Genomic DNA, 16,229 nt, shown 5'->3' on the forward strand with positions numbered 1-16,229 from the left:
GCAGCCTGGGCTACAAGAGCTACGTGGACTACAACGTGGGCGTGTCGTACGACTTCGGCAACGGCCTGGCGCTGGCCGGCTCGGTGCAGGGCGCCAACAAGAAGAGCTCGTACCTGGCGGTGGCCAATCCCGGCTACGACTTCGGCTTCGGCACCTTCGGCCAGACCACCTATTCGCCCAACAAGGCGCGCTTCATCGTTACGCTCAGCAAGACGCTGTAAGCAGGCACAAGAACAAGGTGCGGCCCAAGCTGCCGCACCATTCATTCCATCCAAGAAGGAGAAAGTCATGAAGCTGGTCACAGCCATCATCAAACCGTTCAAGCTCGACGAGGTGCGCGAAGCCCTCTCGGCCATCGGCGTGCAGGGCATCACGGTCACGGAGGTCAAGGGCTTCGGCCGCCAGAAGGGCCACACCGAGCTGTACCGCGGCGCGGAGTACGTGGTCGACTTCCTGCCCAAGGTGAAGATCGAGGCGGCGGTCTCCGACGACCTCGTCGACCGCGTGATCGAAGCCGTGGAGGGTGCGGCGCGCACCGGCAAGATCGGTGACGGAAAGATTTTTGTCTACAACCTCGAGCAGGTCGTTCGCATCCGCACCGGTGAAACCGGCCGCGAAGCCCTCTGATCCAGCCCGGAAAACAACAACCATGAAAAAACTGCTTGTTTCTCTCGCGCTCGGCCTGAGCCTGCTCGCCGCAGGCACGGCGAGCTTCGCCCAGGCGCCTGCTGCTGCCACGCCCGAGGCGCCCGCGGCATCGGCGCCCGCAGCCGCCGCACCGGCACCCGCGGCCGCCCCGGCCGCCGCCGCGCCTGCAGCTGCTGCCGAAGCAGCGCCCGCCGCGGCGCCTGCCGCTCCTTCGTTCAACAAGGGCGACACCAGCTGGATGATGCTGTCCACGCTGCTTGTCATCATGATGACCATCCCCGGCCTGGCGCTGTTCTACGGCGGCCTGGTGCGCAGCAAGAACATGCTGTCGGTGCTGATGCAGGTGATGGTCACCTTCTCGATGATCGTGGTGCTGTGGCTCATCTATGGCTACAGCCTCGCGTTCACCGAGGGGAATGCCTTCTTCGGCGGATTCGACCGGCTCTTCATGAAGGGCGTGTTCGATCCGGCCACCGGCGTGTTCGCGCCCGGCGCCACCTTCAGCAAGGGCGTCTACATCCCCGAGCTGCTGTTCGCCGCCTTCCAGGCCACCTTCGCCGGCATCACCTGCTGCCTGATCGTGGGTGCCTTCGCGGAGCGCGCCAAGTTCTCGGCCGTGCTGCTGTTCATGGTGATCTGGTTCACCTTCAGCTATGCGCCGCTCGCGCACATGGTCTGGTTCTGGATGGGCCCTGACGCCTATGCCAGCAAGGACGTGGTCGACGCCATGAACGGCAAGGCCGGCCTGATCTGGCAATGGGGCGCGCTCGACTTCGCAGGCGGCACCGTGGTGCACATCAACGCCGCCGTGGCGGGCCTGGTCGGCGCCTACGTGATCGGCAAGCGTGTCGGCTACGGCAAGGAATCCTTCACGCCGCACTCGCTCACGCTCACCATGGTCGGCGCTTCGCTGCTGTGGGTCGGCTGGTTCGGCTTCAACGCAGGTTCGGCCCTCGAAGCCGGCACCAGCGCCGTGCTCGCCTTCATGAACACCTTCTCGGCCACCGCCGCGGCCGTGCTCGCATGGTGCATCGGTGAAGCGCTGATGCGCGGCAAGGCCTCGATGCTGGGTGCCGCTTCGGGTGCTGTCGCAGGCCTTGTGGCCATCACCCCGGCTGCCGGCAACGTCGGCCTGATGGGCGCGATCATCATCGGCTTCATCGCCGGCTTCGCCTGCCTCTGGGGCGTCAACGGCCTCAAGAAGATGCTCGGCGCGGACGACTCGCTCGACGTGTTCGGCGTGCACGGTGTCGGCGGTATCGTCGGCGCGCTGCTCACCGGCGTGTTCAACACCCAGTCACTCGGCGGCCCCGGCCTCGTGGGCGACTGGGTCACGGCCAGCGTGGTGTCCAACGGCATCGGCGCGCAGGTCTGGATCCAGCTCAAGGGCGTGCTGCTGACCATCGTGTGGTCGGGCGTGGTGGCGTTCATTGCCTTCAAGATCGCCGACCTCACCATCGGCCTGCGTGTGTCGGAAGAAGAAGAGCGCGAAGGCCTCGACATCTCCTCGCACGGCGAGACCGCATATAACAGGTAACCCCAAAAAATAGGCAACCCCCCAGTCTTCGCGCACTTCGTGTCGCTACGCCAACCCCCCTGCTGGGGGCAACACCAGAGGCCCGGCAAAGCCGGTTCCTCGGTGTTTCTGGAAGAAGGCATGCGGTGTACAGGCTGGCTATAAGAATTACACGGAACTCTTTTTCAGCGAGGTCTCCTTTGGATGTTCAGCCCGCGAGCGCTTCGGCGCCAGCGGGCTTTTTTTTGCCTGCGTTTTTCCTCTGGAGCGGCGATGCCCGCCCATGCACAATTCCGGGCATGTGGACCTCCATCGACAACAGCCTCTGCGAGCTCGGCGAATCGCCGTTCTGGCATCCGCGGGAACGCGCCCTGTACTGGCTCGATATTCCGGGCCGCGCCGTGCTGCGAACGCGCGGCGAGATCGGCACGCCTTCCGCCACGGTCGAGCGCTGGGCCTTGTCCACCGAGCCCGGCTGCATGGCACCGGCGCGCAGCGGCGGCCTCGTGATTGCGCTGCGCGACGGCATCTACCGGGCGCGCGAGTGGGGCGGTGAACTCGTCGCCATCGCGCGCGTGGAACACGACGTGCGCACCATGCGCTTCAACGACGGCAAGTGCGATGCGCTCGGCCGCTTCTGGAGCGGTTCGATCAACGAGGCGAAAGACCGCGCCAACGCCGCGCTCTACTGCCTCGACGCGCGCCCCGGCCGCGGCGTGGCGCCGACCCTCACGCTGATGGCCAACCAGGTGACCACGGCCAACGGGCTCGCGTTCTCGCCCGATGCGCGCACCCTGTACTGGGCCGATACGCCCGCGCACCAGGTGCGCGCCTGGGACTGGGACGCCGAGGCCAACACGCTCTCGCAGCCCCGCGTGTTCCGCCAGTTCGACGCCAAGCCCGAAGGCTGGACCCCCGATTCGCCGATGCTGCGCTACGCAGGCCGCCCCGACGGCGCCACCGTCGATGCGCAAGGCCACTACTGGGTTGCGATGTTCGAAGGCGCCCAGTTGCTGCGCCTCGCGCCTTCGGGCGAGACCGTGGCCGCCGTTCCCGTTCCGGCGCAATGCCCCACCATGCCCTGCTTCGGCGGCGACGACCTGAAGACCCTCTTCGTCACCACCGCCCGCAAGGGCCGGCCCGCCGCCGAGATCGAGCGGCTGCCGGCCTCGGGCACGGTGGTCTCCATGCGCGTCGACACCCCGGGCCTGCCGGTCGCCTTCTTCGAAGATTGAGCGGCCCCCGCATGGCCCTGCAGCACATCCCGCCGATCCAATGCCTGCTGACCTTCGAGGCCGTGGCACGGCTGCGGCATGCGGGCCGCGCGGCCGATGAGCTGTGCGTGACCGCCAGCGCCGTGAGCCACCGCATCCGCCAGCTCGAGGCGCACGTGGGCTTCAAGCTCTTCGGCCGCGGCGACTTCAGCCTCACGGCCGACGGCGCGGCCTACCTCGCCAACGTGCGCACCGGCCTCGCGGCGCTGCAGGCCACGCCGCTGAGCGCCACAACGCAGCGCGCCACGCGCCTGCGCATCGCCGTCACGCCCACCTTCAGCCGCGTGTTCCTGATGCCGCGGCTCGAACTGTTCCGCAACATCTACCCCGACATCGAGCTGGTGCTGCAGGTGTCGATCCCGCTGCTCGACGTGACGGCCGAGCAGGCCGACCTCGAGGTGCGCTACGGCAGCGGCGCCTATGCCGACTGCGAGCACCGGCTGCTGCTCGAGGAAGAAGTGCTGCCCGCCTGCAGCCCGAGCTATCTCAACGAATTCGGCCCGTTCGACGGCTTTCGCACCGCGGCGGAAATTGCGAGCGCGCGGCTGATCCGCAGCCCGCTCGAACCCTGGGGCACCTGGTTCGCGAGCTGCGGCCTCGACCAGCCCGAGCCGCACGTCGGCTCCCAGTTCAACGACTTGGGCCTGGTCTACGACGCGGCCGCGAGCGGCTTCGGCGTGGCGCTGGTGCGCCAGAAGATGGGCGCCGCCTGGTTCGAATCGGGCCGGCTGGTGCCGCTGTCCGACCGGCCCGTGCCCTCGCCGCACCGCCACACCATCTGCTGGCAGCCCGGCACGCTCGATCGCTGGGAATGCGCGGCTTTTGCCGACTGGCTGGCGCTGGCGCTGCGCTGAGCCGGCGGCCGGCCGCCGCATGCGGCAAAGTTCTCTCAAGCCCGGCGCAAAAAAGCTTCAACCCGGTGCCGCCGCATTTTGCGTAGAGTGCAGGGCACCACGAGAGACATCCATGAACGCGCCGCTCACCGCCGCCCAGCACGATTCGCTGCAGAAAACCGACCGCCAGTCGCAGATCGTGCGCGCCCTGCAGGCCCACCTGCCGGCGCACGCGCTGATCTGGCACGCCGAGGACACCACGCCCTACGAGTGCGATGGCCTCACCGCCTACCGCCAGCGCCCGCTGGTGGTGGCCCTGCCCGAGACCGAGGCGCAGGTGGCGGCCGTGCTCAAGACCTGCCACCAGCTCGGCGTGCCCGTGGTGGCGCGCGGCGCGGGCACCGGGCTTTCGGGCGGCGCCATGCCGCATGCGCTGGGCGTGACGCTGTCGCTCGCCAAGTTCAACCGCATCCTGAAGATCGACCCGGTGGGCCGCACGGCCGTCGTGCAGTGCGGCGTGCGCAACCTGGCCATCAGCGAGGCCGCCGCGCCCTTCAACCTGTACTACGCACCCGACCCGTCGAGCCAGATCGCCTGCACCATCGGCGGCAACGTGGCCGAGAATTCGGGCGGCGTGCACTGCCTCAAGTACGGCCTCACGCTGCACAACGTGCTGCGCGTGCGCGGATTCACGGCGGAGGGCGAGCCCGTCGAATTCGGCGGCGAGGCGCTCGACGCGCCGGGCCTGGACCTGCTCGCGCTGGTCATCGGCAGCGAAGGCATGCTGGCCGTGACCACCGAGGTCACCGTCAAGCTGGTGCCCAAGCCGCAGCTCGCGCGCTGCATCATGGCCAGCTTCGACGACGTGCGCAAGGCCGGCGATGCGGTGGCCGCGGTGATTGCGGCCGGCATCATTCCCGCGGGGCTCGAGATGATGGACAAGCCGATGACAGCCGCCGTCGAAGATTTCGTGCACGCGGGCTACGACCTCGATGCGGCCGCGATCCTGCTGTGCGAATCTGACGGCACCGCCGAAGAGGTGGAAGAAGAAATCGGCCGCATGACGGCCGTGCTGCGCTCCTCCGGCGCCACCGCCATTGCGGTGAGCACCAGCGAAGACGAGCGCATGAAGTTCTGGAGCGGCCGCAAGAACGCCTTCCCCGCCTCGGGCCGCATCAGCCCCGACTACATGTGCCTCGATTCGACCATTCCGCGCAAGCGCCTGGCCGACATCCTGCTGGCCATCCAGCAGATGGAGAAGAAATACAACCTGCGCTGCTGCAACGTGTTCCACGCGGGCGACGGCAACCTGCATCCGCTGGTGCTGTTCGATGCCAACGACCCCGACGAGCTGCACCGCTGCGAGCTCTTCGGTGCCGACATCCTCGAGACCAGCGTCGCCATGGGCGGCACCGTGTCGGGCGAGCATGGCGTGGGCGTGGAGAAGCTCAACAGCATGTGCGTGCAGTTCACCGCGGCCGAGAACGAGCAGATGTCCGGCGTCAAGCGGGCCTTCGACCCGGCCGGCCTGCTGAACCCCGGCAAGGTGATCCCCACGCTGCAACGCTGCGCCGAATACGGCAAGCAGGTGGTGCGCGGCGGCCGGCTGCCGCATCCCGACCTGCCGCGCTTCTGAGAACGACAACAAGAACACGGACGATGGAACCCGCCCTCCGCCAGATCGCCGAGCGCATCCGCGCCGCGGCCGCCGACGCCACGCCCCTTCGCATCCGCGGCGGCGGCACCAAGGACTTCCATGGCGAGACACCGCACGGCGAAGTACTGAGCACCACCGCGCTCACCGGCATCACGAGCTACGAACCCAGCGAACTGGTGGTCACCGTGCGCGGCGGCACGCCGCTCGACGAACTCGAAGCCGTGCTGGCCGAAAAAGGGCAGTGCCTGCCTTTCGAGCCGCCGCACTTCGGCGCGGCGGGCGCGGGCACCGTGGGCGGCATGGTGGCCGCCGGGCTCAGCGGCCCAGCGCGTGCCAGCGTCGGCGCGGTGCGCGACTACGTGCTGGGCGCGACGCTCGTCAATGGCCGCGGCGACGTGTTGAGCCTCGGCGGCCAGGTCATGAAGAACGTGGCCGGCTACGACGTCTCGCGCGTGCTCGCGGGTTCGCTCGGCACGCTGGGCGTGATTGCCGAAGTCAGCCTCAAGGTGCTGCCCGTCGCGCCGGCCGAGGCCACGCTCGAATTCGCCTGCAGCCAGGCCGATGCACTGCGACTGCTCAACGAATGGGGCGGCCGGCCGCTGCCGCTGAATGCGAGCTGCTGGTTCGAACAGGCGGGCACCGGCATCCTGCAGCTGCGCCTGCGCGGCGCGGTCGCGGCGGTGGAAGCCGCCTGCGCGCACCTCGGCGGCGAGCGCAAGGACAACGCGCAGGCCGCGGCGCACTGGCAGGCGCTGCGCGACCAGCGGCTGCCATGGTTCGACACGGGCGCGAACGCACTGTGGCGCCTGTCGGTGCCGCAGACCGCATCGGCGCTTGCATGGGGCGATGGCGATGGCGATGGCGCCGCGCCGCTGGTCGAATGGCATGGCGCACAGCGCTGGTACCAGGCACCGCCCGCGCAGGCCGCGCGCATCCGCGAAGCCGCGCGCGCGGCGGGCGGGCACGCCACGCTGTTCCGCATGCCCGCGGGCCACGCCGCGGACAACCGCGTGCCGCGCTTCGACGCACTGAGCGCGCCCGTGGCCCGCATCCACCAGGCGCTGATGCACGAATTCGATCCGCATCGCATCTTCGATCGCGCACGGCTGCTCGCCGGCGCCTGAAAAACCAAGAACACCCGCGATGCAAACCGAACTCGCCCCCGAATTCCGCGGCACCGACGAAGGCCGCGAAGCCGAAGCCATCCTGCGCAAATGCGTGCACTGCGGCTTCTGCACCGCCACCTGCCCCACCTACCAGTTGCTCGGCGACGAGCTCGACGGTCCGCGCGGGCGCATCTACCTGATCAAGCAGGTGCTCGAAGGCAAGGCCCCCACGCGCAGCACGCAGCTGCACCTGGACCGCTGCCTGACCTGCCGCAACTGCGAGAGCACCTGCCCGAGCGGCGTGCAGTACGGCCACCTGGTCGACATCGGCCGCAAGATCGTCGACGAGAAAGTGCCGCGCCCCGCCATGGAGTCGGCCACGCGCTGGCTGCTGAAGGAAGGGCTGCCGTCGCCGCTCTTCGGCCCGGCGATGAAGCTCGGCCAGTCGGTGCGCGGCCTGCTGCCCGAGGCGCTCAAGGCCAAGGTGCCGCCCAAACAGGAGGCCGGCGCCTGGCCCACCGCGAGGCATGCACGCAAGATGCTGATGCTCGCGGGCTGCGTGCAGCCCTCGATGATGCCCAACATCAACAGCGCCACCGCGCGCGTGCTCGACGCGGCCGGCATCCAGGCGGTGGTCGCGCCCGAGGCCGGCTGCTGCGGCGCCGTCAAGTTCCACCTCAACGACCAGGAGGGCGGCAAGGCGCAGATGCGCGCCAACATCGACGCCTGGTGGCCGATGGTCGAACGCAACGAAGTGGAAGCCATCGTGATGAACGCCTCGGGCTGCGGCGTCACGGTGCGCGAGTACGGCCACATCCTGCAGCACGACGCAGCCTACGCCGCCAAGGCCGCGCGCATCAGCGAACTGACGCGCGATTTGAGCGAGCTGCTGCCCGATCTGGTGCCTGCGCTGAAGGCCCGCGTGCGCGCGCCGGCTGGCGTGGTCGCCTACCACCCGCCCTGCACGCTGCAGCATGGCCAGAAGCTGCGCGGCGGCGTCGAGACGCATCTGCGCGCCCTCGGCTTCGACGTGCGCGTGGCCTTGAACGAATCGCACCTGTGCTGCGGCTCGGCCGGCACCTACTCGGTGCTGCAGCCCGAACTGGCCTACCCGCTGCGCGACCGCAAGCTCGGCCACCTGGAGCAGCTGCAGCCGAGCGTCATCGCCTCGGCCAACATCGGCTGCATCACGCACCTGCAAAGCGGCAGCCGGGAGACACCCGTGCGGCACTGGGTGGAACTGCTGGACGCGGCGCTGGCGGCGGCCTGATCGCACACCGAAGAGCGCCCTGGTCCGACTCGCGCCAAGGCGATTCGCGCCGCATCATGGCGACACCGATTTTCCAAGGAGCAAGCCTCATGTCTTCCGTTCCAGCTTTCATCGCCTCCAGGACCTTGCGGCGTGCCTTGCTGGCTCTCGCCTGCGCGGCCGGCGTCTTCGCAGTGCAAGCCCAGTCGGCCATGCCGCAATGGAAGGGCGAGGGCGCGGTGCGCTATGTCTGCGGCGGCATCGGCTCGGACGAATCGACCGCGATGCGCGCGGCCATGAAGGAGCATCCGCTGGCGCTGCTCTTCGCGCGCTCCGACGGCGCCTACCTGGCAGATGTCCAGGTCGACATCAAGGGCGCCGACGGCGCGCCTTCGCTGGGCCTGCGCGCCAGCGGGCCGGTCTGCCTGGTCGACCTGCCGGCGGGCCGCTACACCATCGACGCCGCCATGGCCGGCAGTGCCAAGAGCCAGACGGTGACGGTGGGCGGCGGCTCGAAGACCGTCGATTTCAGGTTCTGAGCGGGCCTCAGCCCGCCGCCAGCGCCGCCTCGATGTCGCGCGCGATTGACGCGGGCGTGTCCAGCGGTGCATAGCGCTTGAGTACCCGCCCGTCGCGGCCGACCAGGAACTTGGTGAAGTTCCACTTGATGGCCGTGCTGCCCAGGAGGCCCGGCTTTTCCTTGGTGAGCCATTGGTAGAGCGGCGCGGCGTTGCTGCCGTTGACGTCGATCTTTTCCATCATCGGAAAACTCACGCCGTAGTTGGTGGTGCAGAACGCGCCGATCTCCTCGTTGGTGCCCGGGTCCTGCGAGCCGAACTGGTTCGACGGAAAGCCCAGCACCACGAGCCCCTGGCTGGCGTACTTTTCGTACAGCTCCTCGAGCCCTGCGAACTGCGGCGTGAAGCCGCATTGGCTGGCCGTGTTGACGATCAGCAGCACCTTGTCCCGGAAGTCCGAGAGCTTCACGTTCTTGCCGTCGATCCGCTTGGCTTCGAAGTCGTAGATGCTGGTGGTCATGACGCTGCCTCGGTCAGGTGGGGGACGAAAGCCGATCATCGCCCCGCGCCGGCATTCGCGCAAACGCCGACCACACGGCGGCCAGCACGATCAGCGCGCCGCCCGCCAGGATGCGCGGATCCATCTGGGCCGCGCCCAGCGCCACGGAAGAGACGCTGGCAAAAAGCACCTCCGACAGCATGATCACCGCCGTGGCGCTGGCCGCCAGCCGCGCCGCGCCGTACTGCAGGCAGACGTTGGCCACCACGAAGCCGGTGCCCAGCAAGGCCGCCCACCCGATCCAGCCCGGCTCCGCGGCAAGCGGGGAGCCGAAGGCGCCCAGCAGGGTGCCGGCCGCCGCCGCGATGGCCGCCACCGTTGCGCATCCGCAGAACATGGCCAGCGCGCGCGATTCGCCGGGCGCGTCGCGCAGGTGGCGCAGCACGATGTTGGTCACGGCAAAGCTGAAGCCGGCTGCCAGGCCCAGCCAATCCGGCAGGCTCGAGGGCACCGGCCATTCGACGCCGGGCGTCTTGAGCACCACGGCCACGCCGGTCAGCGCCAGCGCCACGCGCGCGAGCGCGCCGCCGGTGGGCCGCTCGCCCAGCACGGCCCAGCCCAGCAGCACGCTCCACAGCGGCATCAGGTAGAACAGCAGCACCACGCGCACCACGTCGCCCTGCGTCACCGCCCAGTTGAAGCCCAGGTTGGTGAAGCCCGCCGCCAGGCCCAGCAGCACCAGCATCGGATACGCCGCGAAGCCGCGCCAGGCGTGCCGGCGAAAGAAGCCCATCACCGCGGAAATGGCCACGTAGATGATGCAGGTGGTCCAGACGGGATGCAGCCCGTGGCTTTCGATGTGCCGGAACGGGAACCACGAAACGCCCCACACAAAGGCATTAAAGATCAGTGCAAGAGCAGGCATGAAGACGGAATTTTCGTGGAACACCGCGGAACCGGCTTTGCCGGGCCGCTGGTGTTGCCCCCGGTGAGGGGGAAGGCGAAGCGACACGCAGTGCGCGAAGCCTCGGGGGTGAGCCCAGGACTACCGCGGAACCGGCTTTGCCGGGCCGCTGGTGTTGCCCCCGGTGAGGGGGTGGGCGAAGCGACACGAAGTGCGCGCAGCCTGGGGGAGGTCAATGATGCTTGTCGCTGCGGGCGATGGCGAGCAGGTGCTCGACTTCCTCGGGGTATTTGCGCAGGTTGTGATGATGCCAGCGCTGGATCAGCCACATGCAGCCCGCCACCACGCCGCCGAAGGCGCCGATGGCCGCGAAGGCCGACAGGCCCAGGCCGGTGCAGGCGCTGTAGAAGCCGCCGAGCAGCAGGATGCAGGCCTGTTCGTTGAAGTTCTGCACGGCAATCGAGCGGCCCGCGCCCATGAGGTTGTGGCCGCGGTGCTGCAGCAGCGCGTTCATCGGCACCACCAGGAAGCCGCCCAGCCCGCCCAGCAGGATCAGAAAGGGCACCGCGATCCAGACGTTGCCGATCAGGTTCATGCTGATGACCAGCAGCCCCATGCCGATGCCCATGGGAATCACGCGCGTGGCCATGTCCAGCCGCATGCGCATCGACGCGACAATGGCGCCCACCGCCATGCCGATGGTGACCACGCCGGTGAGCGCCGTGGCCTGCGTGGTGTTGTAGTCGAGCGCAAGCGCGGCCCAGGCCAGCACGATGTACTTGAGGTTGGCGCCCGCGCCCCAGAACAGCGTGGTGGTGGCCAGCGAGATCTGGCCGAGCTTGTCGCGCCACAGGCGTGCGTTGCAGTGCCAGAAGTCGGGCAGCAGCGAGAACATGTTGCGCGCCAGGCCATGCGCCGGATTGGCGCGCAGCGGCCGCATCTCGACGCCGGTGTGCGGAATGCGCGTGTTGAACCAGGCCGCCAGCATGTAGACGAAGATCAGCACCGAGATGGCCGCCTCGGCCGGTGAATCGACCCCCGTGTTGATCAAAGGCATGTCGAACGACAGCAGCCGGCTGGAGACCGCATGCCCCACCAGCGAGCCGCCGAGCACGATGCCCAGCAGGATCGAGGCGATCGTGAGCCCTTCGATCCAGCCGTTGGCTTTTACCAACTGCGAAGCGGGCAGCAGCTCGGTCAGGATGCCGTACTTGGCCGGCGAATAGGCCGCCGCGCCCAGCCCCACGATCGAATACGACAGCAGCGGATGCGAGCCGAACAGCATCATCAGGCAGCCGATCACCTTGATGGCGTTGCTGATGAACATCACCCGCCCCTTGGGCAAGGCGTCGGCGAAGGCGCCCACCAGCGGTGCCAGCACCACGTAGAAGACGGCAAAAATCGGCACCAGCGCCGCGCGCTGCCATTCGGCCGCGCCCGTGCTTCGCATGAGCTCGACCGCCACGACAAAGATCGCGTTGTCGGCCAGCGACGAAAAGAACTGGGCCGACATGATCGTGTAGAAACCGCGCTTCATCGATGGGCTGGCTGGCCAGGAAGGTGCTGGCAGTAGTGAGAAAGTGTCGCGTCTTTTGGGCGAATGGGCGGTTATAGCATGGGGGTACGACAGCGAAATCAGCGTTCCCATCCTGGACGGCCTGGTCCGGGAAGATGCTAAAACCCCATCTGTTCACCATTCGACGCCCCCCAATGCCGCGCCCCATTCTCGCCACTGTCCACACCGCCGCACTTCGCCACAACCTCGACCGGGCACGGCGTGCCGCGGTCGATGCCCGCGTCTGGGCCGTGGTCAAGGCCAATGCCTATGGCCACGGCATCGAGCGGGTCTATGAAGGCCTGCGCGGCGCCGACGGCTTTGCGCTGCTCGACCTGGCCGAGGCCGAACGCGTGCGCGCCCTCGGCTGGCGCGGCCCGGTGCTGCTGCTCGAGGGCGTGTTCGAGGCGCGCGACCTGGAGCTGTGCTCGCGGCTCGACCTGTGGCACACGGTGCACTGCGACGAGCAGATCGACATGCTCGCGGCCCACAAGACGCTCAAGCCGCAGCGCGTGTTCCTCAAGATGAATTCCGGCATGAACCGCCTGGGCTTCGCGCCCGAGCGCTTCGGTTCGGCCTGGACGCGGCTGAACGCGCTGCCGCAGGTCGACGAGATCTCGCTGATGACGCATTTCAGCGACGCCGACGGCGCGCGCGGCATCGCGCACCAGCTGGAGGTGTTCGAGCGCGTCACGCACGACCTGCCGGGCGAGCGCTCCATCGCCAACAGCGCCGCCACCCTGCGCCATGCCCGCCAGACCCGCGGCGACTGGGTGCGCCCGGGCATCGTGCTGTATGGCAGCGCCCCCGACTTTCCCGAGCACGACGCGGCGCACTGGCAGCTGCAGCCCACCATGACGCTCTCGACCAAACTGATCGGGATTCAGTCGCTGAAGGCCGGCGACACCATCGGCTACGGCTCCAACTTCACGGCCGAGGGGCCGCTGACCATCGGCGTGGCCGCGGTCGGCTATGCCGACGGCTATCCGCGCCACTGCAACACCGGCACGCCGGTGCTGGTGAACGGCGTTCGCACCCGCATGGTGGGCCGCGTGAGCATGGACATGATCACCGTCGACCTCACGCCCGTGCCCGAGGCGAAGTTCGGCACCGAGGTCACGCTGTGGGGCCGCTCGGCCGTGAGCGGCGCGGTGCTGCCCATCGACGAGGTCGCGCAGGCCGCCGGCACCGTCGGCTACGAGCTCATGTGCGCGGTGGCGCCGCGCGTGCCCTTCGCCCCGGCCGACGACGAATGAAGGTGCTCTCCAACTGGCGCTCGGTGCGCCTGTGGGAGACGCAGCTCGAGCGCGACCTGCACCGCAACTACAGCCTGCGCACGCATGGCATCCTGATCGGCAGCTTCACGCTGCTGCTGATGTGGGGCGTGTCGGCGCTGCAGATGCATGTGTTCGGCGTGCAGTCGCTGGCGGTGCGCTATTTCCTCACGCTGGGCGTGGGATATCTCGGCTACCTGGGGGTGCTGCGCTGGTGGGCCCGGCGGCTGGTCGAGAACCGCGCCGGCTTCAACCTCGATGCGGGTGACGTCGTCGATGCGGGCGATCTGGCGTTCGATGCGGGCGGCAGCCCGGCCGGCGGCACCGGCGGCAGCGCGCTGTCCGATGCAGCCAGCGGCGCGCTCGAGGTGGCGGGCGCCGCGGACGAAGGCGCCGTCGTCGTGGTGCCGGTGGTCGCCATCTTCCTGATCTGCACGGCCATCGTGCTCGGCGCCGGTTCGCTGGTGCTGCTCTACTTCAGCTGGGACGCGCTGCTGGCCGTGGCCGTCGAGGTGGCGTTCTCGTACGTGTCGGCGCGCGCCGCGGTGCGCGTGGCGCGCGAAGGCTGGCTGATGGCGGCCGTGCGGCTGACGTGGAAGCCGCTGCTGGGGGCTGTCTTTTGTGCGGTGGTCCTCGGCGCCGCGCTCGACCATTTCATGCCCCAGGTCAATTCGCTGCCCGAGGCGGTGCGGGTCCTGCTGAAGAAGCACTGAGCTTCTTCCGGCGGCTGCATTGTGGGTGGCCGCGATGCCTGCCTGCCCCTGACCGGTCGATCGTCATACGCAGTCCGTCGGATGGTCTGGCGCCCGCAGAGCCACCACACTCGCGGCATGGCTGAACCACTTCCCGCACCCGCATTCCCTCTCGAGTACGAGCTTTTCAACACCGTCACCGAGGCGGCGCGCGCGGCACTGGAGTCCGTGCTGATCGAGTCGATCGAACGCCGCAAGGAGTTCGGCGCCATGATCTGCCAGCAGGGCAACCAGTTCTTCGCGATGCCGCCGCGCGAGGGCGACACCAACACGGTCGACGTCGGCCACCGCCTCGGCAACGGAGGCTGCCCCGAGGGCACGACGGCGGTGGCTTATTACCACACGCATCCGGCCTACAAGGGCGCAGGCTTCAACATGGAGCCCGACCGCTTCTCGCCCGAGGACCGCGGCGTCGCGAACGACATGAAGATCGACGCCTACGTGGGCAGCGTCTCAGGCCTGTTCCTGCGCTACGACCACCGCCTGCGCAAGATCATGGTGGCCGGACCGCGCCTGCGCAACGCCCGCGACCTGCCGCAGCCGGTTCCGGTGAAGAAGCCCGCGCCGAAGACGCTGCGGCGACGCATCATCCCGGCGCCGCGGCTGCTTTGAAGCGCGTGCGCCGGCGCCCCGCGGCGCTCAATACAGCCCGAGCTGCCGCATCTTCAGCCGCGCCAGCCCCAGCAGCGCATCGGTGAACGGCGTGGCCACCGCCGTCAGCTCGCCGAGCTCGCGCACCACGGTGACCAGCGCATCGAGCTCCACCGAACGCCCGGCTTCCACGTCCTGCAGCATCGAGGTCTTGAACGCGCCGAGCTTCATCGTCACCGCATGCCGGTCTTCGGGGCTCTGGGTGATCTCGATGCCGATGCGCTGTCCGATCTCCTTGGCCTCGAGCATCACGGCCGAGATGAAGCCGCGCACGTAGTCGTCGCCCATGATCAGGTCGGTGGTGACGCCCGTGAGCGCGCTGATCGGGTTCACCGTCATGTTGCCCCAGAGCTTGAACCACACGTCCTTCTGGATCTGCGGCGACAGCGTGGCGTCCAGGCCCGCGCGCTGCAGCAGCGCGACCAGCTTCTGCACGCGCGGCGTGGCTTCGCCCGAAGGCTCGCCCACGATCAGCCCGTTGCCGAAGTGATGCCGCACCACGCCGGGCCCGTCGAGCGAACAGCTCGCGTGCACCACGCAGCCGATCACGTTGCGCGAGGGAATGGCCCTTGCGATTGCGCCGTCGGGGTCCACGGCCGCCAGGCGGTGGCCGGTGATGGCGCCGCCGAAGCCGCCTTCGAGGAACCACCACGGCACGCCGTTCATCGCCACCAGCACCAGCGTGTCGGGCCCGATCAGCGGGCCGATGCGTTCGGCCACGCCGGCCAGCGCCGGCGCCTTCACGGCGATGACCACGAGGTCCTGCGTGCCGAGCGCTTCGGGGTCGGCCACTGCGTTGACCGGCACGCGCGTGCGCACGTCGCCGCGCATCAGCGAAAGGCCGCCTTGCTGCAGTGCCTCGAGCGTGGCGCCGCGCGCCACCACGTTGAGCCGCTCGCCGGCCTGCGCCAGGCTGGCGCCGATCCATCCGCCGATCGCGCCGGCGCCGTAGATGCAGATCTTCATGTCAGTTCTTGTAGCTGGCGTCGATGCGGTCGATCTGGCGCACCAGCGCGTCGAACACGTCCTGCCCCGCGCCATGCTCGGGGCTGAACTGCAGCGCATCGCGCGTGCAGCGCTGCGCAATCTCCTCGCTCACCGGAATGGCCGCGCCCATCGAGAAGGTGGCCATCTGGATCTCGCAGGCGCGCTGCAGGGTCCAGAGGATCGCGAAGGTCTGCGGCAGCGTCTGCCCCCAGGCCAGCAGGCCGTGGTTGCGCAGGATCACGGCGTTGCGGTCGCCGATGCTCCTGAGCAGGCGCGGGCCCTCGTCGGCGTGGATGGTGATGCCCTCGAAGTCGTGGTAGGCCACCATGCCGTGCAGCTGCGCGGTATAGAAATTGGTCTGCTGCAGGCCGCCCTGCAGGCAGGCCACGGCCACGCCGGCGGTGGTGTGCGTGTGCATCACGCAATGCGCACCGGGCAGGCCGTCGTGGATGGCGGCGTGCACCGTGAAGCCGGCCGGGTTCACCGGATGCGTCGAGCCGTCGAGCACCTTGCCGTGCAGGTCGATCTTCACCAGGTTGCTGGCCGTGACCTCGCTGTAGTGCAGGCCGAAGGGGTTGATGAGGAACTGCTTCTCCCCGCCCGTCACGCTGTCGGGCAGCCGAAGGGTGATGTGGTTGTAGATCATTTCCGTCCACCCAAGCATCGCAAAGATGCGGTAGCAGGCCGCGAGCTGCTCGCGCGCGGCGCGCTCGTCGGGATGGATCGAGGGATGGACCGGCGCCGACGGCGGCACGCGGGTGGCGAGTGTGGTGTTCATTGCAGTTCCTTTCAGATGACGCTTGTCT

General features: G+C 68.7%; 16 protein-coding genes and 1 pseudogene. 12 read left to right on the top strand and 5 right to left on the bottom strand.

What is annotated here, in order from left to right:
- The 9 genes and pseudogenes from IB278_RS10330 to IB278_RS10370 all read left to right on the top strand — a co-directional run.
- Positions 1–221 (top strand): annotated as a pseudogene (locus IB278_RS10330) (hypothetical protein); the annotation flags it as partial.
- A 67-nt stretch (positions 222–288) separates the two neighbouring features.
- The gene (glnK, locus tag IB278_RS10335) at positions 289–627 is read left to right on the top strand and encodes a P-II family nitrogen regulator (RefSeq protein WP_007833403.1); all 339 of its coding nucleotides are present in this window, start codon (positions 289–291) and stop codon (positions 625–627) included.
- Positions 628–649: 22 nt separating this feature from the next.
- The gene (locus tag IB278_RS10340) at positions 650–2,185 is read left to right on the top strand and encodes an ammonium transporter (protein WP_186454156.1); all 1,536 of its coding nucleotides are present in this window, start codon (positions 650–652) and stop codon (positions 2,183–2,185) included.
- A 278-nt stretch (positions 2,186–2,463) separates the two neighbouring features.
- Entirely contained in the window at positions 2,464–3,399 is a 936-nt protein-coding gene (locus IB278_RS10345) for an SMP-30/gluconolactonase/LRE family protein (RefSeq protein WP_145742951.1), read from the top strand.
- Between the two features lie 11 nt (positions 3,400–3,410).
- Positions 3,411–4,292 carry a LysR substrate-binding domain-containing protein gene (locus tag IB278_RS10350; protein WP_192323371.1) on the top strand — a complete coding sequence of 294 codons (882 nt, stop codon included), beginning with the start codon at positions 3,411–3,413 and terminating at the stop codon, positions 4,290–4,292.
- A gap of 112 nt (positions 4,293–4,404) precedes the next feature.
- Positions 4,405–5,907: an FAD-linked oxidase C-terminal domain-containing protein gene (locus tag IB278_RS10355; protein ID WP_145742948.1), complete on the top strand. Its 1,503-nt coding sequence runs from the start codon at positions 4,405–4,407 to the stop codon at positions 5,905–5,907.
- A 23-nt stretch (positions 5,908–5,930) separates the two neighbouring features.
- Entirely contained in the window at positions 5,931–7,052 is a 1,122-nt protein-coding gene (gene glcE, locus IB278_RS10360; protein ID WP_192323372.1) for a glycolate oxidase subunit GlcE, read from the top strand.
- 19 nt (positions 7,053–7,071) lie between these two features.
- Positions 7,072–8,304, top strand: coding sequence for a glycolate oxidase subunit GlcF (gene glcF / locus IB278_RS10365; RefSeq protein WP_192323373.1), 1,233 nt, complete (start codon positions 7,072–7,074; stop codon positions 8,302–8,304).
- An 89-nt stretch (positions 8,305–8,393) separates the two neighbouring features.
- On the top strand, positions 8,394–8,822 hold the full coding sequence (locus tag IB278_RS10370) for a carboxypeptidase regulatory-like domain-containing protein (protein WP_145742944.1): 429 nt from the start codon (positions 8,394–8,396) through the stop codon (positions 8,820–8,822).
- 7 nt (positions 8,823–8,829) lie between these two features.
- On the opposite strand, the gene IB278_RS10375 is transcribed toward IB278_RS10370, so the two are convergent.
- The 3 genes from IB278_RS10375 to lplT form a co-directional block, all read right to left on the bottom strand.
- Entirely contained in the window at positions 8,830–9,321 is a 492-nt protein-coding gene (locus IB278_RS10375; protein WP_145742943.1) for a glutathione peroxidase, read from the bottom strand.
- A gap of 13 nt (positions 9,322–9,334) precedes the next feature.
- Positions 9,335–10,225 carry a DMT family transporter gene (locus IB278_RS10380; protein ID WP_192323374.1) on the bottom strand — a complete coding sequence of 297 codons (891 nt, stop codon included), beginning with the start codon at positions 10,223–10,225 and terminating at the stop codon, positions 9,335–9,337.
- Positions 10,226–10,436: 211 nt separating this feature from the next.
- Entirely contained in the window at positions 10,437–11,741 is a 1,305-nt protein-coding gene (lplT, locus tag IB278_RS10385) for a lysophospholipid transporter LplT (protein WP_145742941.1), read from the bottom strand.
- Between the two features lie 173 nt (positions 11,742–11,914).
- Here lplT and alr point away from each other — a divergent pair, with 173 nt between their 5' ends.
- The 3 genes from alr to IB278_RS10400 all read left to right on the top strand — a co-directional run bounded on the left by alr (position 11,915) and on the right by IB278_RS10400 (position 14,397).
- On the top strand, positions 11,915–13,015 hold the full coding sequence (alr, locus tag IB278_RS10390) for an alanine racemase (protein ID WP_192323375.1): 1,101 nt from the start codon (positions 11,915–11,917) through the stop codon (positions 13,013–13,015).
- Positions 13,012–13,746, top strand: a complete 735-nt coding sequence (locus IB278_RS10395; RefSeq protein ID WP_145742939.1) for a hypothetical protein — start codon at positions 13,012–13,014, stop codon at positions 13,744–13,746. The genes alr and IB278_RS10395 overlap by 4 nt, the downstream gene beginning before the upstream one ends.
- Before the next feature lie 117 nt (positions 13,747–13,863).
- Positions 13,864–14,397 (top strand): DUF4329 domain-containing protein, encoded by a 534-nt coding sequence (locus tag IB278_RS10400; protein ID WP_186454155.1) that lies wholly within the window; start codon positions 13,864–13,866, stop codon positions 14,395–14,397.
- Positions 14,398–14,424: 27 nt separating this feature from the next.
- Here the strand turns inward: IB278_RS10400 and IB278_RS10405 are convergent, their stop codons facing one another.
- Complete coding sequence (locus IB278_RS10405; protein ID WP_145742937.1) at positions 14,425–15,402, bottom strand: 2-dehydropantoate 2-reductase; 978 nt, start codon at positions 15,400–15,402, stop codon at positions 14,425–14,427.
- Between the two features lies 1 nt (position 15,403).
- Entirely contained in the window at positions 15,404–16,201 is a 798-nt protein-coding gene (locus IB278_RS10410) for a class II aldolase/adducin family protein (RefSeq protein WP_145742936.1), read from the bottom strand.
- Positions 16,202–16,229: the final 28 nt, after the last annotated feature.

Source organism: Variovorax sp. VRV01, from assembly GCF_014852545.1.
In the GTDB taxonomy this organism is placed as follows: domain Bacteria; phylum Pseudomonadota; class Gammaproteobacteria; order Burkholderiales; family Burkholderiaceae_C; genus Variovorax; species Variovorax beijingensis_A.

Coding starts and splice junctions, on each gene's coding strand:
- IB278_RS10380 (WP_192323374.1), bottom strand. CDS start 10,225: ATGCCTGCTCTTGCACTGATCTTTAATGCCTTTGTGTGGGGCGTTTCG.
- IB278_RS10340 (WP_186454156.1), top strand. CDS start 650: ATGAAAAAACTGCTTGTTTCTCTCGCGCTCGGCCTGAGCCTGCTCGCC.
- IB278_RS10350 (WP_192323371.1), top strand. CDS start 3,411: ATGGCCCTGCAGCACATCCCGCCGATCCAATGCCTGCTGACCTTCGAG.
- glcF (WP_192323373.1), top strand. CDS start 7,072: ATGCAAACCGAACTCGCCCCCGAATTCCGCGGCACCGACGAAGGCCGC.
- alr (WP_192323375.1), top strand. CDS start 11,915: ATGCCGCGCCCCATTCTCGCCACTGTCCACACCGCCGCACTTCGCCAC.
- IB278_RS10345 (WP_145742951.1), top strand. CDS start 2,464: ATGTGGACCTCCATCGACAACAGCCTCTGCGAGCTCGGCGAATCGCCG.
- IB278_RS10395 (WP_145742939.1), top strand. CDS start 13,012: ATGAAGGTGCTCTCCAACTGGCGCTCGGTGCGCCTGTGGGAGACGCAG.
- IB278_RS10355 (WP_145742948.1), top strand. CDS start 4,405: ATGAACGCGCCGCTCACCGCCGCCCAGCACGATTCGCTGCAGAAAACC.
- IB278_RS10375 (WP_145742943.1), bottom strand. CDS start 9,321: ATGACCACCAGCATCTACGACTTCGAAGCCAAGCGGATCGACGGCAAG.
- IB278_RS10370 (WP_145742944.1), top strand. CDS start 8,394: ATGTCTTCCGTTCCAGCTTTCATCGCCTCCAGGACCTTGCGGCGTGCC.
- lplT (WP_145742941.1), bottom strand. CDS start 11,741: ATGAAGCGCGGTTTCTACACGATCATGTCGGCCCAGTTCTTTTCGTCG.
- IB278_RS10410 (WP_145742936.1), bottom strand. CDS start 16,201: ATGAACACCACACTCGCCACCCGCGTGCCGCCGTCGGCGCCGGTCCAT.
- glcE (WP_192323372.1), top strand. CDS start 5,931: ATGGAACCCGCCCTCCGCCAGATCGCCGAGCGCATCCGCGCCGCGGCC.
- IB278_RS10405 (WP_145742937.1), bottom strand. CDS start 15,402: ATGAAGATCTGCATCTACGGCGCCGGCGCGATCGGCGGATGGATCGGC.
- glnK (WP_007833403.1), top strand. CDS start 289: ATGAAGCTGGTCACAGCCATCATCAAACCGTTCAAGCTCGACGAGGTG.
- IB278_RS10400 (WP_186454155.1), top strand. CDS start 13,864: ATGGCTGAACCACTTCCCGCACCCGCATTCCCTCTCGAGTACGAGCTT.